This window comes from Streptomyces sp. NPDC001401, assembly GCF_042895385.1.
In the GTDB taxonomy this organism is placed as follows: Bacteria; Actinomycetota; Actinomycetes; order Streptomycetales; family Streptomycetaceae; genus Streptomyces.
Map to the genome: position 1 here is coordinate 327,193 of NZ_JBIAWI010000001.1, position 18,757 is coordinate 345,949.

At 67.4% G+C, this 18,757-nt stretch carries 17 protein-coding genes and 1 tRNA gene; 11 read left to right on the forward strand and 7 right to left on the reverse strand.

Annotated features, from left to right (window positions below; genetic code table 11):
- Nucleotides 1-39: 39 nt before the first annotated feature.
- The 8 genes from ACFY10_RS01530 (at nucleotide 40) to ACFY10_RS01565 (ending at nucleotide 7,576) form a co-directional block, all read left to right on the forward strand.
- Nucleotides 40-528, forward strand: a complete 489-nt coding sequence (locus tag ACFY10_RS01530) for a PaaI family thioesterase (RefSeq protein WP_390662980.1) — start codon at nucleotides 40-42, stop codon at nucleotides 526-528.
- A gap of 83 nt (nucleotides 529-611) precedes the next feature.
- On the forward strand, nucleotides 612-1,025 hold the full coding sequence (locus ACFY10_RS01535) for a hypothetical protein (protein WP_390662981.1): 414 nt from the start codon (nucleotides 612-614) through the stop codon (nucleotides 1,023-1,025).
- A complete protein-coding gene (locus ACFY10_RS01540; RefSeq protein ID WP_390662982.1) occupies nucleotides 1,022-1,627 on the forward strand; it encodes a Tat pathway signal sequence domain protein in 606 nt (201 codons plus the stop codon). The genes ACFY10_RS01535 and ACFY10_RS01540 overlap by 4 nt, the downstream gene beginning before the upstream one ends.
- A gap of 296 nt (nucleotides 1,628-1,923) precedes the next feature.
- Nucleotides 1,924-3,150: a branched-chain amino acid ABC transporter substrate-binding protein gene (locus tag ACFY10_RS01545; RefSeq protein ID WP_390662983.1), complete on the forward strand. Its 1,227-nt coding sequence runs from the start codon at nucleotides 1,924-1,926 to the stop codon at nucleotides 3,148-3,150.
- A gap of 103 nt (nucleotides 3,151-3,253) precedes the next feature.
- On the forward strand, nucleotides 3,254-4,186 hold the full coding sequence (locus ACFY10_RS01550) for a branched-chain amino acid ABC transporter permease (protein ID WP_390662984.1): 933 nt from the start codon (nucleotides 3,254-3,256) through the stop codon (nucleotides 4,184-4,186).
- A 5-nt stretch (nucleotides 4,187-4,191) separates the two neighbouring features.
- Entirely contained in the window at nucleotides 4,192-5,982 is a 1,791-nt protein-coding gene (locus tag ACFY10_RS01555; protein WP_390662985.1) for a branched-chain amino acid ABC transporter permease, read from the forward strand.
- Nucleotides 5,983-5,990: 8 nt separating this feature from the next.
- Nucleotides 5,991-6,863, forward strand: coding sequence for an ABC transporter ATP-binding protein (locus tag ACFY10_RS01560; RefSeq protein ID WP_390662986.1), 873 nt, complete (start codon nucleotides 5,991-5,993; stop codon nucleotides 6,861-6,863).
- On the forward strand, nucleotides 6,860-7,576 hold the full coding sequence (locus ACFY10_RS01565; protein WP_390662987.1) for an ABC transporter ATP-binding protein: 717 nt from the start codon (nucleotides 6,860-6,862) through the stop codon (nucleotides 7,574-7,576). Before ACFY10_RS01560 ends, ACFY10_RS01565 begins: the two co-directional genes overlap by 4 nt.
- A 93-nt stretch (nucleotides 7,577-7,669) precedes the next feature.
- Here the strand turns inward: ACFY10_RS01565 and ACFY10_RS01570 are convergent, their stop codons facing one another.
- Nucleotides 7,670-8,326: an ANTAR domain-containing response regulator gene (locus ACFY10_RS01570; RefSeq protein WP_275771249.1), complete on the reverse strand. Its 657-nt coding sequence runs from the start codon at nucleotides 8,324-8,326 to the stop codon at nucleotides 7,670-7,672.
- A gap of 102 nt (nucleotides 8,327-8,428) precedes the next feature.
- On the opposite strand from ACFY10_RS01570, the gene ACFY10_RS01575 reads away from it, so the two are divergent.
- Both ACFY10_RS01575 and ACFY10_RS01580 read left to right on the forward strand, forming a co-directional pair.
- A tRNA-Leu gene (locus ACFY10_RS01575) sits at nucleotides 8,429-8,501 on the forward strand.
- A gap of 105 nt (nucleotides 8,502-8,606) precedes the next feature.
- Nucleotides 8,607-9,365 carry a transcriptional regulator gene (locus ACFY10_RS01580; RefSeq protein ID WP_390662988.1) on the forward strand — a complete coding sequence of 253 codons (759 nt, stop codon included), beginning with the start codon at nucleotides 8,607-8,609 and terminating at the stop codon, nucleotides 9,363-9,365.
- Nucleotides 9,366-9,375: 10 nt separating this feature from the next.
- Here the strand turns inward: ACFY10_RS01580 and pyk are convergent, their stop codons facing one another.
- Both pyk and ACFY10_RS01590 read right to left on the reverse strand, forming a co-directional pair.
- A complete protein-coding gene (gene pyk, locus ACFY10_RS01585; protein WP_390662990.1) occupies nucleotides 9,376-10,812 on the reverse strand; it encodes a pyruvate kinase in 1,437 nt (478 codons plus the stop codon).
- Nucleotides 10,813-10,957: 145 nt separating this feature from the next.
- Nucleotides 10,958-11,674, reverse strand: a complete 717-nt coding sequence (locus ACFY10_RS01590; protein WP_390662991.1) for an SIMPL domain-containing protein — start codon at nucleotides 11,672-11,674, stop codon at nucleotides 10,958-10,960.
- A gap of 149 nt (nucleotides 11,675-11,823) precedes the next feature.
- Between ACFY10_RS01590 and ACFY10_RS01595 the strand changes: the two genes are divergently transcribed.
- Complete coding sequence (locus tag ACFY10_RS01595; protein WP_390662992.1) at nucleotides 11,824-13,629, forward strand: bifunctional metallophosphatase/5'-nucleotidase; 1,806 nt, start codon at nucleotides 11,824-11,826, stop codon at nucleotides 13,627-13,629.
- Here the strand turns inward: ACFY10_RS01595 and ACFY10_RS01600 are convergent.
- The 4 genes from ACFY10_RS01600 to ACFY10_RS01615 form a co-directional block, all read right to left on the reverse strand.
- On the reverse strand, nucleotides 13,626-14,789 hold the full coding sequence (locus tag ACFY10_RS01600) for a GDSL-type esterase/lipase family protein (protein WP_390662993.1): 1,164 nt from the start codon (nucleotides 14,787-14,789) through the stop codon (nucleotides 13,626-13,628). The two genes, ACFY10_RS01595 and ACFY10_RS01600, sit on opposite strands and share 4 nt — an antisense overlap.
- A gap of 52 nt (nucleotides 14,790-14,841) precedes the next feature.
- The gene (locus tag ACFY10_RS01605) at nucleotides 14,842-16,281 is read right to left on the reverse strand and encodes a lysine N(6)-hydroxylase/L-ornithine N(5)-oxygenase family protein (RefSeq protein WP_390662994.1); all 1,440 of its coding nucleotides are present in this window, start codon (nucleotides 16,279-16,281) and stop codon (nucleotides 14,842-14,844) included.
- A gap of 90 nt (nucleotides 16,282-16,371) precedes the next feature.
- Nucleotides 16,372-17,736 carry a pyridoxal phosphate-dependent decarboxylase family protein gene (locus ACFY10_RS01610; protein ID WP_390662996.1) on the reverse strand — a complete coding sequence of 455 codons (1,365 nt, stop codon included), beginning with the start codon at nucleotides 17,734-17,736 and terminating at the stop codon, nucleotides 16,372-16,374.
- A 161-nt stretch (nucleotides 17,737-17,897) separates the two neighbouring features.
- Nucleotides 17,898-18,719, reverse strand: coding sequence for an NmrA family NAD(P)-binding protein (locus ACFY10_RS01615; protein WP_390662997.1), 822 nt, complete (start codon nucleotides 18,717-18,719; stop codon nucleotides 17,898-17,900).
- Nucleotides 18,720-18,757 lie beyond the last annotated feature (38 nt).

The following is an 18,757-nucleotide window of genomic DNA, read 5'->3' on the forward strand; positions in this document are numbered from 1 at the left end:
CAGGCTGGACGAGTGATCAGGACGAACGGAGCCGGGCCCATGGGCGAGCAGCAGTACGTGAAGTTCCCGCAGGAGGTCATCGACGAGTACGCCGCACTCGGCGTCGACCTCCCGGCCCTGTTCTCCGCCGGACACCTCGGCACCCGCATGGGCGTGGAGATCATCGAGGCCTCCGCGGACCGCGTCGTCGGCACGATGCCCGTCGAGGGCAACACCCAGCCCTACGGACTCCTGCACGGCGGCGCCTCCGCCGTCCTCGCCGAGACCCTCGGCTCCGTCGGCTCCATGCTCCACGGAGGCAGCACCAAGATCGCAGTCGGCGTCGACCTGAACTGCACCCACCACCGGGGCGTGCGGTCGGGGCTGGTGACCGGCGTGGCCACACCCGTCCACCGCGGCCGCTCGACAGCCACGTACGAGATCGTGATCAGCGACGAGGACGGGCGGCGCGTGTGCAGCGCACGGCTGACCTGCCTGCTGCGGGACGTGCGGCCGGGGGACGGGGCCCCCGTGGGTGCCGCCAACTGACGTACGCACGGCACGGATGAACCGGCCGGAAGACGCACACGGGACGGTTGTCGGCGGACAACCCCTGTCCTAGCGTCAAGAACATGAGGAGAACCCCTCCCAGGTACGGGCGCGCCCGCACCGGCGCCCGCGCGCTCGCCACCGCAGCCCTCGCCATCGCACTCGGCGCGGGCTGCTCCACCCCTTCGGCATCGGGGAAGGCCACCACCCCGTCCCCGGACGACACCTCACCCGTCGGCGCCTGCACCAAGCTGATCTCGTACTGGGCCAAGGAGTCGATCACCGGCGGGAAGTGGGCCGGCCTCGACTGGGAACAGAAGGGCCTGTCCAACCAGCAGTACGAGATCATGGACGTGATCATCAAGAACGCCCGCGCCGAGCAGAAGCGCCATGGACTGGCATCCGCGAAGAAGTTGATCGACCGTCAGACCAAGCAGCGCTGCACCGAGGAGAACGGTGCCACCTGGAGCTCACAGAACTGGCGCCCGCCGAAATGACCAGCGGCATCGGCCCAGTCGAGGAATCCGCGCACGACAGTCGAGAGGCCCGGGAGCGCGACAGCGGGAGTCGCGACCGGGAGATCATTGTCTCCAACTCCCCGTCCGGACACTCCCGTTCACGGCTGCGTGCCCCCGCGATGGTCGCCGCCACCACCGTCGCCCTCACGGCCGGCCTGCTCACCACCCCCCTCGGCGACGCCCCGCGCACCGCACCCGCACCCTGGCCGCTCAGCGTCACCCAACTCACCTACACGGGCCTGCGCAAACCCCCCGACCCGCACACCCGCACGTTCGCCTTCCGGCTCCAGGCCTCCCTGGCCGCCGGGCCCCCCACGACCCTGACCCGCCTGACCCAGCCGTACGACGGGCTGACCATGAACGTCACTCCCGCCACCCCGCTCACCCTGAAGACCGGAAAACCACGCAACCTGACGCTCGTCGTGGCCGTCCACCACTGCACAGGGCTTCCACAGGGAGTCGAACTTCCCCTCCTGAACGTAACATTGCGTAACATGCGCGGAACCCAGAACCCGAGCTACATCCTCGGGGCCGCCTATGCGCAAGACCTGTCCACGTCACTTCACGCAATCTGCGCGTGACTTGGATCGGCACCTCGCTCCGCGCCGCGACGGAACTGCGGATTCTCAGCATGCGGTCATCACAACGGGGGTGAAATGCCCGATATGTTCCCCGTATGTCATGGGTAACGGCCCGATCGATAACAGTCGAGTCACATCCGACCTTCACCGCTCCCTCATGCCGTCAGCTGGACCTAAAGTCACCGCCAGTCACTGTGCCACGGGGGCGCGCCTACGGAATCGAATCACCGGCTCCGACGACCCCCGCGCACAACGGCACCTCAGCAGAGGGAGCCGCGCCTGGGAAAGGATTGACCGTGCGAAACCGTTCCTTGCTCATCATCACCACCGTGATCACCACTGGTGCCCTCACGCTGACCGCATGCGGATCGCGCGACAAGAACGACTCCAAGAGCAACGGGGGCACCACCGTCGTCATCGGTGTCGACGCCCCGCTCACCGGCTCGCTCTCCGCGCTCGGCCAGGGCATCAAGAACTCGGTGGACCTCGCCGCCAAGACGGCCAACAAGAACAAGGAAGTCAAGGGCGTCACGTTCAAGGTCGTTCCCCTCGACGACCAGGCGGTTCCCGCCTCCGGTCACCAGAACGCCGTCAAGCTCGTCGGCGAAAGCGACGTACTCGGCGTCGTCGGCCCGCTGAACTCCGGCGTCGCCCAGTCCATGCAGAGCGACTTCGCCAAGGCCAACCTCGTCGAGGTCTCGCCGGCCAACACCAACCCGGCACTCACCCAGGGCGACAACTGGGCCAAGGGCGACCTCAAGCGCCCCTTCCCCACCTACTTCCGTACGGCCACCACCGACGTCATCCAGGGCCGCTTCGCCGCGCAGTACTACTACAACGAGGCCAAGAAGCGGAAGGTCTTCGTCATCGACGACAAGCAGACCTACGGCGCCGGCCTCGCCGCGATCTTCTCCCAGGAGTTCAAGCGCCTCGGCGGCAAGGTCGTCGGCACCGACCACATCACCGTGAAGGAGACCGACTTCTCCTCCACCGCCGACAAGGTCAAGACCTCCGGCGCCGACTCCGTCTACTTCGGCGGCCAGTACCCCGAGGGCGGCCTCATCTCCGACCAGGTCAAGAAGACCGGCGCCAAGATCCCCACCATGGGCGGCGACGGCATCTACGACCCCGCCTTCATCTCCGCCTCCGGCGTCCCCAACGACGGTGACCTCGCCACCTCCGTCGGCTACCCGGTCGAGCAGCTCGACACCGCCAAGACCTTCATCAACGACTACAAGGCAGCCGGCTACAAGGACCCGTACGCGGCCTACGGCGGCTACTCCTACGACGCCGCCTGGGCCATCATCCAGGCCGTCAAGTCGGTCGTCGACGCCAACGGCGGCAAGCTCCCCAGCGACGCCCGCGCCAAGATCACCAAGGCCATGAGCGACGTCTCCTTCGACGGCGTCACCGGCAAGGTCTCCTTCGACCAGTACGGCGACACCACCAACAAGCAGCTGACCGTCTACAAGGTCGAAAACGGCGCCTGGAAGGCCGTGAAGAGCGCCACCTTCAAGGACTGACCCACACACAACCAGCCCCGCACCACCTGAAACCCACCGCGCGAGGGCGCAAACAGCGCCCTCGCGCGGAGTCATATCCGACACGCTCATCGGAGGCCCTGCGGTGCACGAACTGCCGCAAACGCTGGCCAACGGCCTGACCCTTGGTGCCCTGTATGGCCTCATCGCCATCGGCTACACCATGGTTTACGGAATCGTCCAGCTCATCAACTTCGCCCACGGCGAGATCTACATGATCGGGGGCTTCGGTGCCCTCACCATCTACATATGGCTCCCCAGCGGCACCCCGCTGTTCGTCGCCATCCCGTTCATGATCATCGGTGGCGTGATCGCCTCAGTGGCCGTCGCCACCGCCGCCGAAAGATTCGCCTACCGGCCCCTGCGCACCGCGCCACGCCTGGCCCCGCTGATCACCGCAATCGGCCTCTCCATCGCCCTCCAGCAAATCGTCTGGGGCTTCTACCCCGGCGCCAAGCAGGCCAAGAGCTTCCCCGAATTCCACGGCGACGCCTTCAAGATCACAGACAACCTGCAGATCCAGCGCGCCGACCTCTTCCTCCTCATCGCCGCCCCCCTCTGCATGCTCATGCTCGGCCTCTTCGTCTCCAAGAGCCGCGCCGGCCGCGCCATGCAGGCCACCGCGCAGGACCCCGACACCGCCAAGCTCATGGGCGTCAACACCGACCGCATCATCGTCATGGCCTTCGCCATCGGCGCCGCGTTCGCCGCCATCGCAGCCGTCTCCTCCGGCCTCAAATACGGCCAGATCAACTACGAGATGGGCTTCATCGCCGGACTCAAGGCCTTCACCGCCGCCGTCCTCGGCGGCATCGGCAACATCTACGGCGCCATGCTCGGCGGCGTCGTCCTCGGCCTCGCCGAAGCCCTCTCCATCCAGTACATCCAGGACATCCCCGGAATGGACAAGCTCGGCGGCGGCGCCTGGGCCAACGTCTGGGCCTTCGTCCTCCTCATCGTCGTCCTCCTGGTCAGGCCCCAAGGCCTGCTCGGCGAACGCGTCGCGGATCGAGCGTGATAACGATGACCACCACAAACCACGAGACCACCCCGGTCATCCCGCTCCCCGAGGCAGGCGCACGCCTCACCCTCGCCGTCGGAGCCATCGCCACCCTCGCCAGCACATTCCTCTCCTGGACCTACACCACCGACTTCCCCGGCGACCTCACCGTCACCGGCTACCCCGGCGGCCTCCAAGTCCTCACCCTCGTAGGCGCAGCCCTCACCCTGCTCTACGCCGCCGCCGGCTTCGGCATCCGCGGCCTCGGCTGGCTCAACCCCGCAGGCAGCAACACCCCCCTGCTCCTGATGGCCCTCGGCACCTTCGCCACCACCTGGTTCACCGTCATCGCCATCGCCGCCGAACTCGGCGGAATCGTCAACCTCGACCCAGGCGGCTTCATAGCAGCGGCAGCCTCACTCATCGCCCTGCTCGCCGCACTCGGCCTCCCCCTCCCCCGCGACACCGACCCCACCAGCACCGGTTTCGCACGAGCCACCACCCCGATCCTGGGCACCGCCCACGGCCGCCTCAAGCAGCCCAAGGCACTCAACTCCTGGGCCGAAATCGGCATCATCATCGTCGCCTTCGCCCTCGGCCTCTTCGTCGCCGCCTACGGCATCGCCACCCCCTACGGCGAACTCTTCGTCGGCTTCCTCATCCTGGCCGGATTCGCCCTCGGCGCCCTCGCCCGAGCCGGACTCACCACCCGCCTCAAAGCCCTCACCACCAAACACCGCCAAGTCACCGTCGGCGCCGCCTTCGCAGCCGCCGCCGTCTTCCCCTTCACCCAGAAAACCGACGAGTTCACCCTCCTCGCCGTCAGCATCCTGATCTTCGCCACCGTCGCCCTCGGCCTCAACGTCGTCGTCGGCCTCGCCGGACTCCTCGACCTCGGATACGTCGCCTTCCTCGGCGTCGGCGCCTACACCGCAGCCCTCGTCTCCGGCACCACCGCCAGCACCTTCGACGTCAAATTCCCCTTCTGGGCCGCCGCCCTCACCGGCGCCGCCGCATCCCTCATCTTCGGCGTCCTCATCGGCGCCCCCACCCTGCGACTGCGCGGCGACTACCTCGCCATCGTCACCCTCGGCTTCGGAGAAATCTTCCGCATCGCCATGGGCAACCTCGACGGCACCTCAGGCCCCAACATCACCAACGGGCCCAACGGCATCCCCAACATCCCCGACCTCAAAATCCTCGGCTACGACTTCGGCGCCGAACACACCATCCTCGGCTTCACCCTCGGCTCCTACGCCAACTACTTCTGGCTGATGCTCCTGGTCACCGCGCTGGTCGTCACCATCTTCGCCCGCGCCGGAAACTCCCGCATCGGCCGCGCCTGGGTCGCCATCCGCGAAGACGAAACCGCCGCCACCGCCATGGGCATCAACGGCTTCCGCGTCAAACTCATCGCCTTCGCCCTCGGCGCCACCCTCGCCGGCCTCGCCGGCACCGTACAAGCACACGTACAGCACACCGTCGTCCCCGAGATGTACGTCTTCGCCGGACCCGTGCCCCCCAGCTCCGCCTTCCTCCTCGCCGCCGTCATCCTCGGCGGCATGGGCACCATCACCGGCCCCCTCCTCGGCGCCACCCTGCTCTACGTCATCCCCACCAAACTGCAATTCCTCAACGACTACCAGCTGCTCTTCTTCGGCATCGCACTCGTCCTCCTCATGCGCTTCCGCCCCGAAGGAATCGTCGCCAACAAACGACAGCAGCTCGAATACCACGAGACCGACCAACTCGCCGTACCCGAAGACACCACACTCCCCGAGGGCACGGTCGGCGTCTCCAAGGCAGGGGCGTGAGACCCGAGATGACCACCAACACCACCACCGGCACCCCCGTACTCGAAGCCGCCGGAGTCACCATGCGCTTCGGCGGACTCACCGCCGTACGCAGCGTCGACTTCACCGTCAACAGCGGCGAAATCGTCGGCCTCATCGGCCCCAACGGCGCCGGAAAAACAACCTTCTTCAACTGCCTCACCGGCCTCTACATACCCACCGAAGGCACCGTCCGGTACAAAGGCAACGTCCTCCCCGCCAAGCCACACCTCGTCACCAAAGCCGGCATGGCCCGCACCTTCCAGAACATCCGGCTCTTCGCCAACATGACCGTCCTGGAAAACGTCCTCGTCGGCCGCCACACACGGACGAAGGAAGGCCTCTGGTCAGCGCTGCTCCGCGGCCCCGGCTTCAAAAAAGCGGAAAAGGCCTCCGAGGAACGCGCCATGGAACTCCTCGAGTTCATCGGCCTCGCAGGCAAACGCGACCACCTCGCCAGAAACCTCCCCTACGGCGAACAACGCAAGCTGGAAATCGCCCGCGCACTGGCCAGCGAGCCGGGCCTGCTGCTCCTCGACGAGCCCACGGCCGGCATGAACCCCCAGGAAACGCGCGCCACAGAGGAACTGGTCTTCGCCATCCGCGACAAGGGCATCGCCGTCCTCGTCATCGAGCACGACATGCGCTTCATCTTCAACCTCTGCGACCGCGTCGCCGTCCTCGTCCAGGGCGAAAAACTCGTCGAAGGCACATCCGAAGTCGTCCAGGCCGACGAACGCGTCATCGCCGCCTACCTCGGCGAACCCTTCGAAGGCGACCCCGGAGAAGCCGAAGCGGCCGAAATCGCCGCCGTCGAAGCGGCCGCCGACGCGCCCAGCACCACCAAGGGAGAAGCCCAGTGACCGCACTTCTCGAGGTCGAAGACCTCCGGGTCGCCTACGGCAAAATCGAAGCCGTAAAAGGCATCTCCTTCAAAGTCGAAGCAGGCCAGGTCGTCACCCTCATCGGCACCAACGGCGCCGGCAAGACGACGACCCTGCGCACCCTGTCCGGCCTGCTGAAGCCCAGCACCGGCAAGATCATGTTCGACGGGCAGCCCCTCAACCACGTCCCCGCCCACAAAATCGTCGCCCTCGGCCTCGCCCACTCCCCCGAAGGCCGACACATCTTCCCCCGCCTCACCATCGAGGAAAACCTCCGCCTCGGCGCCTTCCTCAGGAAAGACAAGGAAGGCATCCAAAAGGACATCCAGCGGGCCTACGACCTCTTCCCCATCCTGGGAGAGCGCCGCAAGCAGGCTGCAGGCACCTTGTCCGGCGGCGAGCAGCAGATGCTGGCCATGGGCCGCGCCCTGATGTCCCAGCCGAAACTGCTCATGCTCGACGAGCCCTCCATGGGCCTCTCCCCGATCATGATGCAGAAGATCATGTCGACCATCGCCGAACTCAAGTCCCAGGGCACCACGATCCTGCTCGTCGAACAGAACGCCCAAGCGGCGCTCTCACTCGCCGACCAGGGCCACGTCATGGAGGTCGGCAACATCGTCCTCTCCGGCAGTGGGCAAGACCTGCTGCACGACGAGTCGGTACGGAAGGCGTACCTCGGCGAGGACTGAGGTCCGGTTTCTTGGTTGCAGGTTGTACGACGAGGCCCGCGCCCCTGATCACTCAGGGACGCGGGCCTCGGTCTGTGCTCGGGCGGGGCTGGGTCAGCCCTTCGACGCCTTCTTCTCATCCGCGTCCTGAATGACCGCCTCCGCCACCTGCTGCATCGACATCCGACGGTCCATGGACGTCTTCTGGATCCACCGGAACGCGGCCGGCTCCGTCAGCCCGTACTCGGTCTGGAGGATGGACTTCGCACGGTCGACGAGCTTCCGCGTCTCGAGGCGGAGCGTGAGGTCGGCGACCTCCTTCTCCAGCTCCTTCAGCTCGGTGAACCGGGACACGGCCATCTCGATGGCAGGCACGACGTCACTCTTGCTGAACGGCTTCACGAGGTACGCCATGGCACCGGCATCCCGGGCGCGCTCCACTAGGTCGCGCTGCGAGAAAGCGGTGAGCATGAGCACCGGGGCGATCCGCTCCTCGGCGATCTTCTCGGCCGCCGAGATGCCGTCCAGCTTGGGCATCTTCACATCGAGGATCACGAGGTCGGGCTGGTGCTCACGGGCGAGCTCGATGGCCTGCTCACCGTCACCGGCCTCGCCGACGACGCTGTAGCCCTCCTCCTCCAGCATCTCTTTGAGGTCGAGCCGGATCAGGGCCTCATCCTCGGCGATGACGACACGGGTCGTCAGCGGAGGCACGTGCGACTTGTCGTCGTCGGGCGCGTCTACGGGCTGGGGCGACTCGGGGGCGGTCACGGGGGCTCCTTGTTCAGGGCAGGGGTGCTGCTGACAAGAGACTACCTAGCTGCGATAAGGTAGGGGCACAGCGGGTGACCGCTGACCTTTGTTTTAGGGGAAGCCCCGGTAGTCCAGCGGTAGAGACACGGTGCTCAAACCACCGACAGCGTCGGTTCGAATCCGACTCGGGGCACTTTTCCTTCGATTCGAAGGTCGACACCAAAAGCGGATGTCCACGTTCTCGTGAACATCCGCTTTTTACTGCGTGTCGTCGCGATCACGCTCACAAGCTGTCCATATGTACGACATCAGCACGCGCAAGCGGGCACTCGCCTTGGTTGCACAGGGGCGGAGCCTGAATTCGGTCAGCCGCGAGACGGGTATCTCACGCGCTGCACTCCGCTCCTGGCAAAGCCGCATCGAGCCCCTGCTTCGCATGGCATCGCCGGACCCCGGGCCACCTGCAGATGAACACGCGTACGCCTACCTGCTGGGCCTCTACCTCGGCGACGGCTGCGTCAGCCCCCATCCTCGTGGCACCGGCTACTACCTGAGGATCGCGTGCGCCGACGCGTGGCCTGGGCTGATCGAGCAGTGCCGCGACGCCATCAAGAAGGTGCGGCCCGCTCTTGGCGTCTACCTCATGCAGAGAGAGGGCTGCACCATGGTCACGAGCTACAACCGACGCTGGCCCGCCCTCTTCCCTCAACACGGCCCCGGCAAGAAACACGAGCGTCGGATCGCCCTCGAGCCTTGGCAGCAGGAAATCGTCGACGCCCACCCTTGGCAGTTCATCCGCGGCCTCATCCACTCCGACGGCTGCCGTATCACCAATTGGACGACTCGCCTCGTCGGCGGTGAGTGCAAGCGCTACGAATACCCCCGGTACTTCTTCACGAACGTCTCCGACGACATCCGCCGGCTCTACACGGACACCCTCGACAAACTCGGCGTCGAGTGGACCCAATGCACGCGCAACGGAACCCCGTTCAACATCTCCGTTGCAAAGAAGGCTTCGGTCGCCCTCCTCGACACCCACGTAGGCCCCAAGTACTGACCCCAGCCGCCTACTTGGGGCTGTCGTCCTCCCCAATGTGATGCACCCGCACCATGTTCGTCGACCCCGACACCCCCGGAGGCGACCCCGCCGTAATCACCACGACGTCACCCTTCTGGCAGCGGCCGTACTTCAACAGCAGCTCGTCCACCTGGTCGACCATCGCATCCGTCGAGTCCACGTGCGGCCCAAGGAACGTCTCCGCTCCCCACGTCAGGCTCAGCTGGGACCGCGTCGCCGGCTCCGGTGTGAAGGCGAGGAGCGGGATCGGTGAGCGGTAGCGGGAGAGGCGGCGGGCGGTGTCGCCGGACTGGGTGAAGGCGACCAGGAACTTGGCGCCGAGGAAGTCGCCCATTTCCGCCGCCGCCCGGGCGACCGCGCCGCCTTGTGTGCGGGGCTTGTTGCGTTCGGTCAGGGGCGGGAGGCCCTTGGCGAGGATGTCCTCCTCCGCTGCCTCGACGATCTTCGCCATCGTCCGGACCGTTTCGATGGGGTACTTGCCGACGCTCGTCTCGCCGGACAGCATCACCGCGTCCGTGCCGTCGATCACGGCGTTCGCCACGTCACTCGCTTCCGCGCGTGTCGGGCGGGAGTTTTCGATCATCGAGTCGAGCATCTGGGTCGCCACGATGACCGGCTTGGCGTTGCGCTTCGCCAGTTTGATTGCGCGCTTCTGGACGATTGGCACGTCTTCCAGGGGCATTTCCACGCCGAGGTCTCCGCGGGCGACCATGATGCCGTCGAAGGCGGCGACGATGTCGTCGATCGCTTCGACCGCCTGTGGCTTCTCCACCTTGGCGATGACGGGCAGCCGACGCGCCTCCTCGTCCATGATGCGGTGGACGTCCTCGATGTCGCGGCCGCTCCTCACGAACGACAGGGCGATGACGTCGAAGCCCGTCCGCAGGGCCCACCTCAGGTCCGCTTCGTCTTTGTCCGAGAGGGCGGGGACGGAGACTGCGACGCCAGGGAGGTTGAGGCCTTTGTGGTCGGAGACCATGCCGCCTTCGATGACCCGGGTGTGGACGCGGGGGCCGTCGACGGTGGTGACTTGGAGGCAGACTTTGCCGTCGTCGACGAGGATGCGTTCGCCGGGGGTGACGTCGGTGGCGAGGCCGGAGTATGTCGTGCCGCAGGTGTGGCGGTCGCCTTCGGCGCCGTCCTCGACCGTGATGGTGAAGGTGTCGCCGCGTTCAAGGAGTACGGGGCCTTCGGTGAAGTGGCCGAGTCGGATCTTCGGGCCTTGAAGGTCGGCGAGGAGTCCGATGCTGCGGCCGGTTTCGTCGGCGGCCTTGCGTACGCGCTGGTAGCGCTCCTCGTGTTCGGCGTGGGTGCCGTGGCTGAGGTTGAAGCGGGCGACGTCCATTCCGGCTTCGACCAGGGCTTTGATCTGGTCGTAGGAGTCGGTGGCGGGGCCCAGGGTGCAGACGATTTTTGCTCGGCGCATGTTTTTGACCCTAGGCCTTACCAGTGGGTAGAGAATTGGGTGTGCGTGACTACTCAACAACCTTTGGGTGAAGGGGTGTTGACAAGTATTGAATTGTGCATGGGGGCGCTCCGATGAGCATTTCTACGCCGTACTTGGACCGTGATTACAGCTGTGGCGGCGCCATGGTGAAGCGGGCGTTGACTGCGGCGTATACGCGTTGGCGTTGGGGTTCGAGGTCGAGTGCGGGGGCGGTGTCTTCGGCGGCTGCCCCGTAGGCCATGGAGCGCATGCGGCCGCCGGGGGCTTGCGGGTAGGGCTGGGCGTCCTCGGCTCCGATGTCGGCGAGTTCGACGAGTGCGGCGAGTGATGTGCCGAGTGCCTCGGCGTACTCCCTGGCTCGTTGGACTGCTTCCTTCACTGCCTGTTGTCGGGCTTCGCGGTGGGCGGGTGAGTTGGGGCGCAGGGCCCACCAAGGGCCGTCGACTCGGGTGAGGTCCAAGTCGGCGAGGCGGGTGGTGAGTTCGCCGAGGGCGGTGAAGTCGGTGAGTTCGGCGGTGAGGTGGACGCGGCCGTGGTAGGCGTGGATGCGTTCGCCGCGGCCTTTGTCCTTCAGTTCGGGGCTGATGGAGAAGGCGCCGGTCTCCAGTCGTTCGACGGCGTCGCCGTAGGTCTTGATGAGGTCGAGGGCGGTGGTGTTGCGGCGGGTGAGGTCGTCGAGGGCGGCGCGGCGGTCTTTGCCGCGGGAGGCAACGGTGATGCCGATGCGGGCGATTTCGGGGTCGACTTCGAGGCGGGCTTCGCCGCGGACGGCGATGCGGGGGGCGTCGGGGGTGCCGTAGGGGACGGCGGGCTGGGGGGTGTCGGACGGAGGGGTGGTCATACGCCCCACTCTGTCACTCCTTGGCTGGTTACGGGCTTGGGATGGGCAGGTTGGGTCACCAGATCGAAACCTGCCAGACCTGTTGCCGCTTGCCATGACCGGGTCAGAATCTACGCGCGTCGTTGACCATTCGCCGAGGAGATCCAGACATGCCCTTGAACCGTCGGAAGTTTCTGAAGGAGTCCGCCGCGACCGGAGCGGGGGTGGCGATCGCGAGTGCGGTGGCTGCTCCGGCGGCGCAGGCGGCGGAGAGCACGGCGGTGCAGAGGCCCGCCAGGCGGTACTCGCTCACCGTCATGGGCACGACCGATCTGCACGGGCATGTCTTCAACTGGGACTACTTCAAGAACGCGGAGTACTCCGACAAGGCCGGCAACGCCCAGGGTCTGTCCCGGATCTCGACGCTGGTGAATCAGGTGCGTGCGGAGAAGGGGCGTTGCAACACGCTGCTGCTGGACGCGGGCGACACGATCCAGGGCACCCCGCTGACGTACTACTACGCGAAGGTGGACCCGATCACCGCGAAGGGTGGTCCGGTGCATCCGATGGCGCAGGCGATGAACGCGATCGGGTTTGACGCGGCGGCGCTGGGCAACCACGAGTTCAACTACGGCATCGAGACGCTGCGGAAGTTCGAGGAGCAGCTGCACTTCCCGCTGCTGGGTGCGAACGCGCTGGATGCGAAGACGCAGAAGCCGGCCTTCCCGCCGTACTTCATCAAGAGGTTCCGGGTGCCGGGGCTGCCGTCGGTGAAGGTGGCGGTGCTCGGTCTGACGAACCCGGGTATTGCGATCTGGGACAAGGCGTATGTGCAGGGGAAGTTGGAGTTCCCGGGTCTGGAGGAGCAGGCCGCGAAGTGGGTGCCGAGGCTGAAGTCGATGGGTGCGGACGTGGTGGTCGTGTCCGCGCACAGCGGTTCGTCGGGGACGTCGTCGTACGGTGATCAGCTGCCGTATGTGGAGAACTCGGCGGCGCTGGTGGCGCAGCAGGTGCCGGACATCGACGCGATTCTGGTCGGGCATGCGCACGTGGAGATTCCCGAGCTGAAGGTCACCAACACCAAGACCGGGAAGACGGTGGTGCTGTCGGAGCCGCTGGCGTATGCGGAGCGGCTGTCGCTCTTCGACATCGAGCTGGTCTTCGCGAGGGGCCGTTGGAGCGTGGAGTCCGTGTCGTCGAGGGTGCTGAACTCCAACAGCGTCGCCGATGACCCGAAGATCACCAAGCTGCTCGGTGACGAGCATGCGAAGGTCGTCGAGTACGTCAACCAGGTGGTCGGTACGGCGACTCAGACGCTGACGACGGTCGAGGCGCGGTACAAGGACGCGCCGATCATCGATCTGATCACCAAGGTCCAGGAGGACGTCGTGAAGGCGGCTTTGGCGGGTACGTCGTACGCGTCGCTGCCGGTGATCGCGCAGGCTTCCCCGTTCTCGCGGACGTCCGAGATCCCGGCTGGCAATGTGACCATCCGGGATCTCTCCAGCCTGTATGTGTACGACAACACGCTGGTTGCGAAGTTGCTGACGGGTGCGCAGTTGCGGGCGTATCTGGAGTACTCGGCGGAGTACTTCGTGCAGACGGCGGCCGATGCGGTGGTCGACGTGGAGAAGCTGACGAATGCGAACGGCCGTCCGGACTACAACTACGACTATGTGTCGGGGCTGTCGTACGACATCGACATCGCCCAGGCGGCGGGTTCGCGGATCAGGAACCTCACCTACAACGGTGCCGCGCTGGACGACGCTCAGCAGTTCGTGTTCGCGGTGAACAACTACCGTGCCAATGGTGGTGGTGCGTTTCCGCATGTGGCGTCGGCGGCCGAGTTGTGGTCGGAGTCGACGGAGATCCGGACGCGGATCGCGGAGTGGGTGACGGCGAAGGGTGTGCTGGATCCGAAGGACTTCGCGTCGGTGGACTGGAAGCTGACCAGGAACGGCACCGCTGTCTTCTAGAGGTCCGGCTGGAGGTCGAGCAGGGTTACGTCGATGGCGTCGGCGATGGCTTTTGCGCCGGCGTCGTTGATGTGGAGGCCGTCGCCGGCGTTGAACTCGGGCCGGATCCGGGTGGGTTGGTCGGGGTCGGCGACGGCTGCGGCGATGTCGATGACGGCGTCGAAGGGGTGGTCGGGGCCGAGGAGCCAGTCGTTGACCTGGTGGCGTATGGCTTGGCCTTCGGGGGTGTCGACGCCGTCGTAGATGGTGCCTTCGTAGGGGCCGAGGGTGGTGCCGATGGCGGTGAGGCCTGCGGTGTGGATGCGGTCGGCGAGGGTGGTGAGGCCGGTGATGAGGTCGTCGGCGGTGGGCCTGTCGGTCGGGGGTTCGGGGTGGGACTGGGCGCTGGGCAGGCCGATGTCGTTGAGGCCGATGTGGATGAGGATGTGGCTGGCTCCGGGGACGGCGAGGGCGTCGCGGTCGAGGCGGGCGAGGAGGTGTTCGCCGACCTCGTCGGTGAGCAGGCGGTTGCCGGAGATGCCCTGGTTGACGATCCAGCCGTGGGTGAGGCGGCGGCTGAGCTGGGCGGGGAAGCTGTTGTCGGTGCCGGGGGTGGTGAAGGCGCCTTCGATCCAGGAGTCGCCGAATGCGACGGCGATGCGGGTGTCTTGCGGGGCGAGGACGTCGACGCCGGTGAGGAAGTGGCCGGTGGGCAACTCTTCGGCGTTTTCGAGGACTTCGGCGGACAGTTGGTTGCCGGGGGCGGCGTGGCCGATGTCGTAGGGCACGGCGCTGTACGTGCTCAGTCCTGTGTCGCCGGGGAGGTGGAGGGTGACGGTGAGTTCCTCGCCCGCGCTCACGGGCAGTTCGACGGGGTCGCTGACGATTTCCTCGCCGACGGGGATGGTGACGGTGTGGGTGCCGGAGAAGCGCAGGGGTGTGTCGCTGGTGGGGTCGATGCCGCTGCCCTGGGTGCGTACGGCGAGGTGGGCGCCGCCGATGTCGAGGGGTTCTTTGCCGTAGCGGTTGCTGAGCCGTATCCGTAGGGCTTCGCCTCCTCCGGCCGCTCGCAGGGTCTGCCTGATGGTCTGGCCGGTGAAGGAGCGGGGTTCGAAGAGGTGGAAGCCTTCGTGCGGGTTGATGACGGCGGTGCGGTGGGCTGCGATCCAGGTCGTGGTCATGGTTTGCCGCAACACCGCCGCTGCCGGAGTTCTTCCTGCCCTTTGTGGCTTCTTATCTGCCGTCGGTGAGCGGGGTGAGGACTTGTGCCTGGCGGGCTCGTGGGATGTGGGGCTGCTGTTGCTCGTCGAGTCCGAAGGTGGTGAAGGCGGTTCGGGCGGGGAGGGGGTAAGTCTCTTTTCCGGTGAGGGAGTTGAGGATGGTGGCGGAGCGCCAGGCGGCGAGGCCGAGGTCGGGGGTGCCGACGCCGTGGGTGTGTCGTTCGGCGTTCTGTACGTAGACGTGGCAGTCGGCGGCGCTGATGGAGGGGTCGAGGGCGAGGCGGAAGCGTTCGTCGATGCGGGGGCGGTCGCGGCTGTCGCGGCGCAGGTAGGGGTCGAGGCCGGCGAGGAGGCGGTCGAGGGGGCGTTCGCGGTAGCCGGTGGCGAGGACGACGGCGTCGGTGGTGAGGCGGGAGCGGGTGTCCTGCTGGATGTGTTCGAGGTGGAGTTCGACTTTGGTGGTGGCGAGGCGGCCTGCGGTGCGCACCCGGACGCCGGGGGTGAGGACGACGTCGGGCCAGCCGCCGTGCAGGGTGCGGCGGTAGAGCTCGTCGTGGATGGCGGCGATGGTGTCGGCGTCGATGCCTTTGTGGAGTTGCCACTGGCTGGTGACGAGGCGGTCGCGGACGGCTTCGGGCAGGGCGTGGAAGTAGCGGGTGTAGTCGGGGGTGAAGTGTTCGAGGCCGAGTTTGGAGTACTCCATGGGGGCGAAGGCCTCGGTGCGGCCGAGCCAGTGGAGTTTTTCGCGGCCGGTGGGGCGGGCGCGGAGCAGGTCGAGGAAGATTTCGGCGCCGGATTGTCCTGATCCGATGACGGTGACGTGGTCGGCGGCCATGAGTGTGTCGCGGTGGTTGAGGTAGTCGGCGGAGTGGACGACGGGTACGCCGGGGGCTTCGACGAGGGTTTTGAGGGGTTCGGGGACGTGGGGCTCGGTGCCGATGCCGAGGACGATGTTGCGGGTGTGGGTGCGGCCGAGGGCCTGGGCTTCTCCGTCGGCGTCGAGCTGGGTGAAGTCGACCTCGAAGATGTCGCGTTCGGGGTTCCAGCGGACGGCGTCGATCTGGTGGCCGAAGTGGAGTCCGGGGAGGTGGTCGGCGACCCAGCGGCAGTAGGTGTCGTACTCGGTGCGCTGGATGTGGAAGCGCTCGGCGAAGTAGAAGGGGAAGAGGCGGTCGCGGGCCTTGAGGTGGTTGAGGAAGGTCCAGGGGCTGGCGGGGTCGGCGAGGGTGACCAGGTCGGCGAGGAAGGGGACTTGGATGCGGGCGCCGTCGATGAGGAGGCCGGGGTGCCAGGTGAAGGCGGGGCACTGGTCGTAGAAGACGGCGTCGAGTTCGGCGAGGGGGTGGGCGAGGGCGGCGAGGGAGAGGTTGAAGGGGCCGATGCCGATGCCGACGAGGTCGCGGGGTGCGTCGGGCTCGTGGTGTGAAGGGTGTGGGTGCGGGGGTGTGCTCATCGGGGTGTTCCTTCCACGGGTGGTCGGCGGGCTCTTCGGCGGGTTCTTCGACTTCGCGGGCGGCTTCGTCTCGGCGGGTTCGGGCGGGTCTCAGGCGGGTTCCTGGACGGTTTTTTCGACGAGAGCGAGGAGGGCGGCGAGGTCGTCGGGGCGGGTGTAGGGGTTGAGCAGGGTGGCTTTGAGCCAGAGGCGGCCGTCGAGGCGGGCGCGGCCGAGGACGGCGCGGCCCTGGTGGAGGAGTTTTCGGCGGACGGCGGCGACGGTGTCGTCGGTGGTGTGTGCGGGCCGGAACAGGACGGTGCTGATGGTGGGCCGGTCGTGGAGTTCGAAGGCGGGGTGGCCTTGGACGAGGGCGGCGAACTCCTGGGCGTGGTCGCAGACTTGGTCGACGAGGGTGCCGAGGCCGGTGCGGCCGAGGGTTTTGAGGGTGACGGCGATTTTGAGGATGTCGGGGCGGCGGGTGGTGCGCAGGGAGCGGCCGAGGAGGTCGGGGAGGCCGGCTTCGGTGTCGTCGTCGGCGTTGAGGTAGTCGGTGTGCTGGTGGAGTGCGGTGAGGTCGTGCGGGTCGCGTACGGCGAGGAGGCCGGCGGCGACCGGCTGCCAGCCGAGTTTGTGCAGGTCGAGGGTGACGGTGCCGGCGGCGCCCAGACCGGTGAGCTTGTGCCGCTGTCTGTCGCTGAAGAGGAGTCCCCCGCCGTACGCGGCGTCGATGTGCAGGCGGGCGCCGTGGGTTTGGCAGACGGCGGCGATCTCGGGGAGCGGGTCGATGAGTCCGGCGTCGGTGGTGCCGGCGGTGGCGGCGACGAGGTGGGGGCCGTGGATCTCGGTGAGTGCGTCGTCGAGGGCGGCGGGGTCGAGGGTGCCGGCGGGTGCGGGGACGATCACGGGGTCGGGCAGGCCCAGCAGCCAGGCGGCGCGGGGCAGGGAGTGGTGGGTGTTGGCTCCGCAGACCAGGTGGACGCCGGCGCCGAGAGCTTCTCTGGCCAGGAGGAGGGCCAGTTGGTTGGATTCGGTGCCGCCGGTGGTGACGAGGGCGTCGGATGCGCCGGCCTCTCTCGCCAGTGCCCGGGTGACGAGGGCTTCCAGTTCGGAGGCGGACGGGGCCTGGTCCCAGGAGTCGAGGGAGGGGTTGAGGACGCCGACGGCGAGGTCGGCGGCGGTGGCGACGGCGAGGGGCGGGCAGTGCAGGTGGGCGGCACACAGCGGGTCGGCCGGGTCGGCGGCGCCCTCGGCGAGGGCGTGTACGAGGGTGCGCAGGGCGTGGGGGTCGCCGTTGGGTGGCAGTACGTCGCCGACGGCGGCCCGGACGCGTGCGGCGACGGCGGCCGGTCCGCCGGCGGGCAGGGGTCCCCCGCGTGCGTGTGCGCCCTCGTCGAGCGCTTCGAGCACGGTGTCGAGCAACGGCCGTAGGGCGTGGGGGCCTTGGGGGCCCGAGGCGAGGCTCGGTGTGCTCATGGGTTCCTCCCGGGCGCGCGGGCAGAGGGGGTTCCAGCTTGTCGGTGGATGGGTGCGCGTGCCCGAAAGGTTCAACGATCGGAACCCGAAAGGGTGTCCTTACGGCTTTCCTGCGGGGAAAACGTGTTGGGGGTTCAGGGGTGTTGGGCCGTTGCCCGGCCTCAGGCCCGGAAGTCGTCCGTGTGGTCGTCGGCCCAGGCGGCGAAGGTGCGGGCCGGGGTTCCGGTGATCTTTTCGACGGTGGTGGTGATTTCCGGGGGGACGCCGACGGTGGCCGCGAAGGACTTCAGCAGGCTCTCGCGCATCTGCGGCGGGAGGTGCGGGAAGAGTTCGGGGCCGGCTTGGTCCGGGGCCACCTCGACGAAGTCCAGGTCGCGTCCGATCGCCCGGCCGATGGCGGCGATCTGATCGGCGTTGCTGACCGCCTCGGGCCCGGTGAGGCGGTGGACGGCGCCTTCGTGGCCGGGGTCGAGGAGGGCGCGTTCGGCGACGGCGGCGATGTCGTCCTCGTGGATGGGGGCGCTCAGCCCGTCCGCGAAGACGCCGCGGACGGTGTCGCCGGCGCGGATCTGCGGTGCCCACTGGAGGGCGTTGGCGGCGAAGGCGTTGGGTCGCAGGAAGGTCCACTCCAGTCCGCTGTCGCGGATGGCCCGTTCCACGGTGGCGTGCATGACGTGGATGGGGTGGGTTTCGTCGGCGCCCTCCTGGATGATCCCCGAGGACAGCAGGACGACCTGCCGGACGCCGGCCGCGCGGGCCGCCGCCAGCAGGTCGGTGCCTGCCTGGATGTAGAGGAAGAGCTTTGCCGCTCCTTCGAACAGGGCCTGAGGCCGGTCGTGTTGGAGCCGTACCACCTCGGCCCCGCCGGGCAGTGCGGCCCGCTCCGGATCACGGGTCAGGGCCCGCACCGGCCGCCCGTCGGCGACGAGGCGTTCGACGAGGGCACGGCCGACGTTGCCGGTGGCGCCGGTCACTACGATCACGGGGTTGCCTCCTGAGGAGAGTTCGGACTGATCGCCCT

What these genes read in the sequence shown, in the direction of transcription:
- ACFY10_RS01530 (WP_390662980.1), top strand. Translation starts at nt 40, where the DNA reads ATGGGCGAGCAGCAGTACGTGAAGTTCCCGCAGGAGGTCATCGACGAG.
- ACFY10_RS01535 (WP_390662981.1), top strand. Translation starts at nt 612, where the DNA reads ATGAGGAGAACCCCTCCCAGGTACGGGCGCGCCCGCACCGGCGCCCGC.
- ACFY10_RS01540 (WP_390662982.1), top strand. Translation starts at nt 1,022, where the DNA reads ATGACCAGCGGCATCGGCCCAGTCGAGGAATCCGCGCACGACAGTCGA.
- ACFY10_RS01555 (WP_390662985.1), top strand. Translation starts at nt 4,192, where the DNA reads ATGACCACCACAAACCACGAGACCACCCCGGTCATCCCGCTCCCCGAG.
- ACFY10_RS01560 (WP_390662986.1), top strand. Translation starts at nt 5,991, where the DNA reads ATGACCACCAACACCACCACCGGCACCCCCGTACTCGAAGCCGCCGGA.
- ACFY10_RS01580 (WP_390662988.1), top strand. Translation starts at nt 8,607, where the DNA reads ATGTACGACATCAGCACGCGCAAGCGGGCACTCGCCTTGGTTGCACAG.
- pyk (WP_390662990.1), bottom strand. Translation starts at nt 10,812, where the DNA reads ATGCGCCGAGCAAAAATCGTCTGCACCCTGGGCCCCGCCACCGACTCC.
- ACFY10_RS01590 (WP_390662991.1), bottom strand. Translation starts at nt 11,674, where the DNA reads ATGACCACCCCTCCGTCCGACACCCCCCAGCCCGCCGTCCCCTACGGC.
- ACFY10_RS01595 (WP_390662992.1), top strand. Translation starts at nt 11,824, where the DNA reads ATGCCCTTGAACCGTCGGAAGTTTCTGAAGGAGTCCGCCGCGACCGGA.
- ACFY10_RS01600 (WP_390662993.1), bottom strand. Translation starts at nt 14,789, where the DNA reads ATGACCACGACCTGGATCGCAGCCCACCGCACCGCCGTCATCAACCCG.
- ACFY10_RS01605 (WP_390662994.1), bottom strand. Translation starts at nt 16,281, where the DNA reads ATGAGCACACCCCCGCACCCACACCCTTCACACCACGAGCCCGACGCA.
- ACFY10_RS01610 (WP_390662996.1), bottom strand. Translation starts at nt 17,736, where the DNA reads ATGAGCACACCGAGCCTCGCCTCGGGCCCCCAAGGCCCCCACGCCCTA.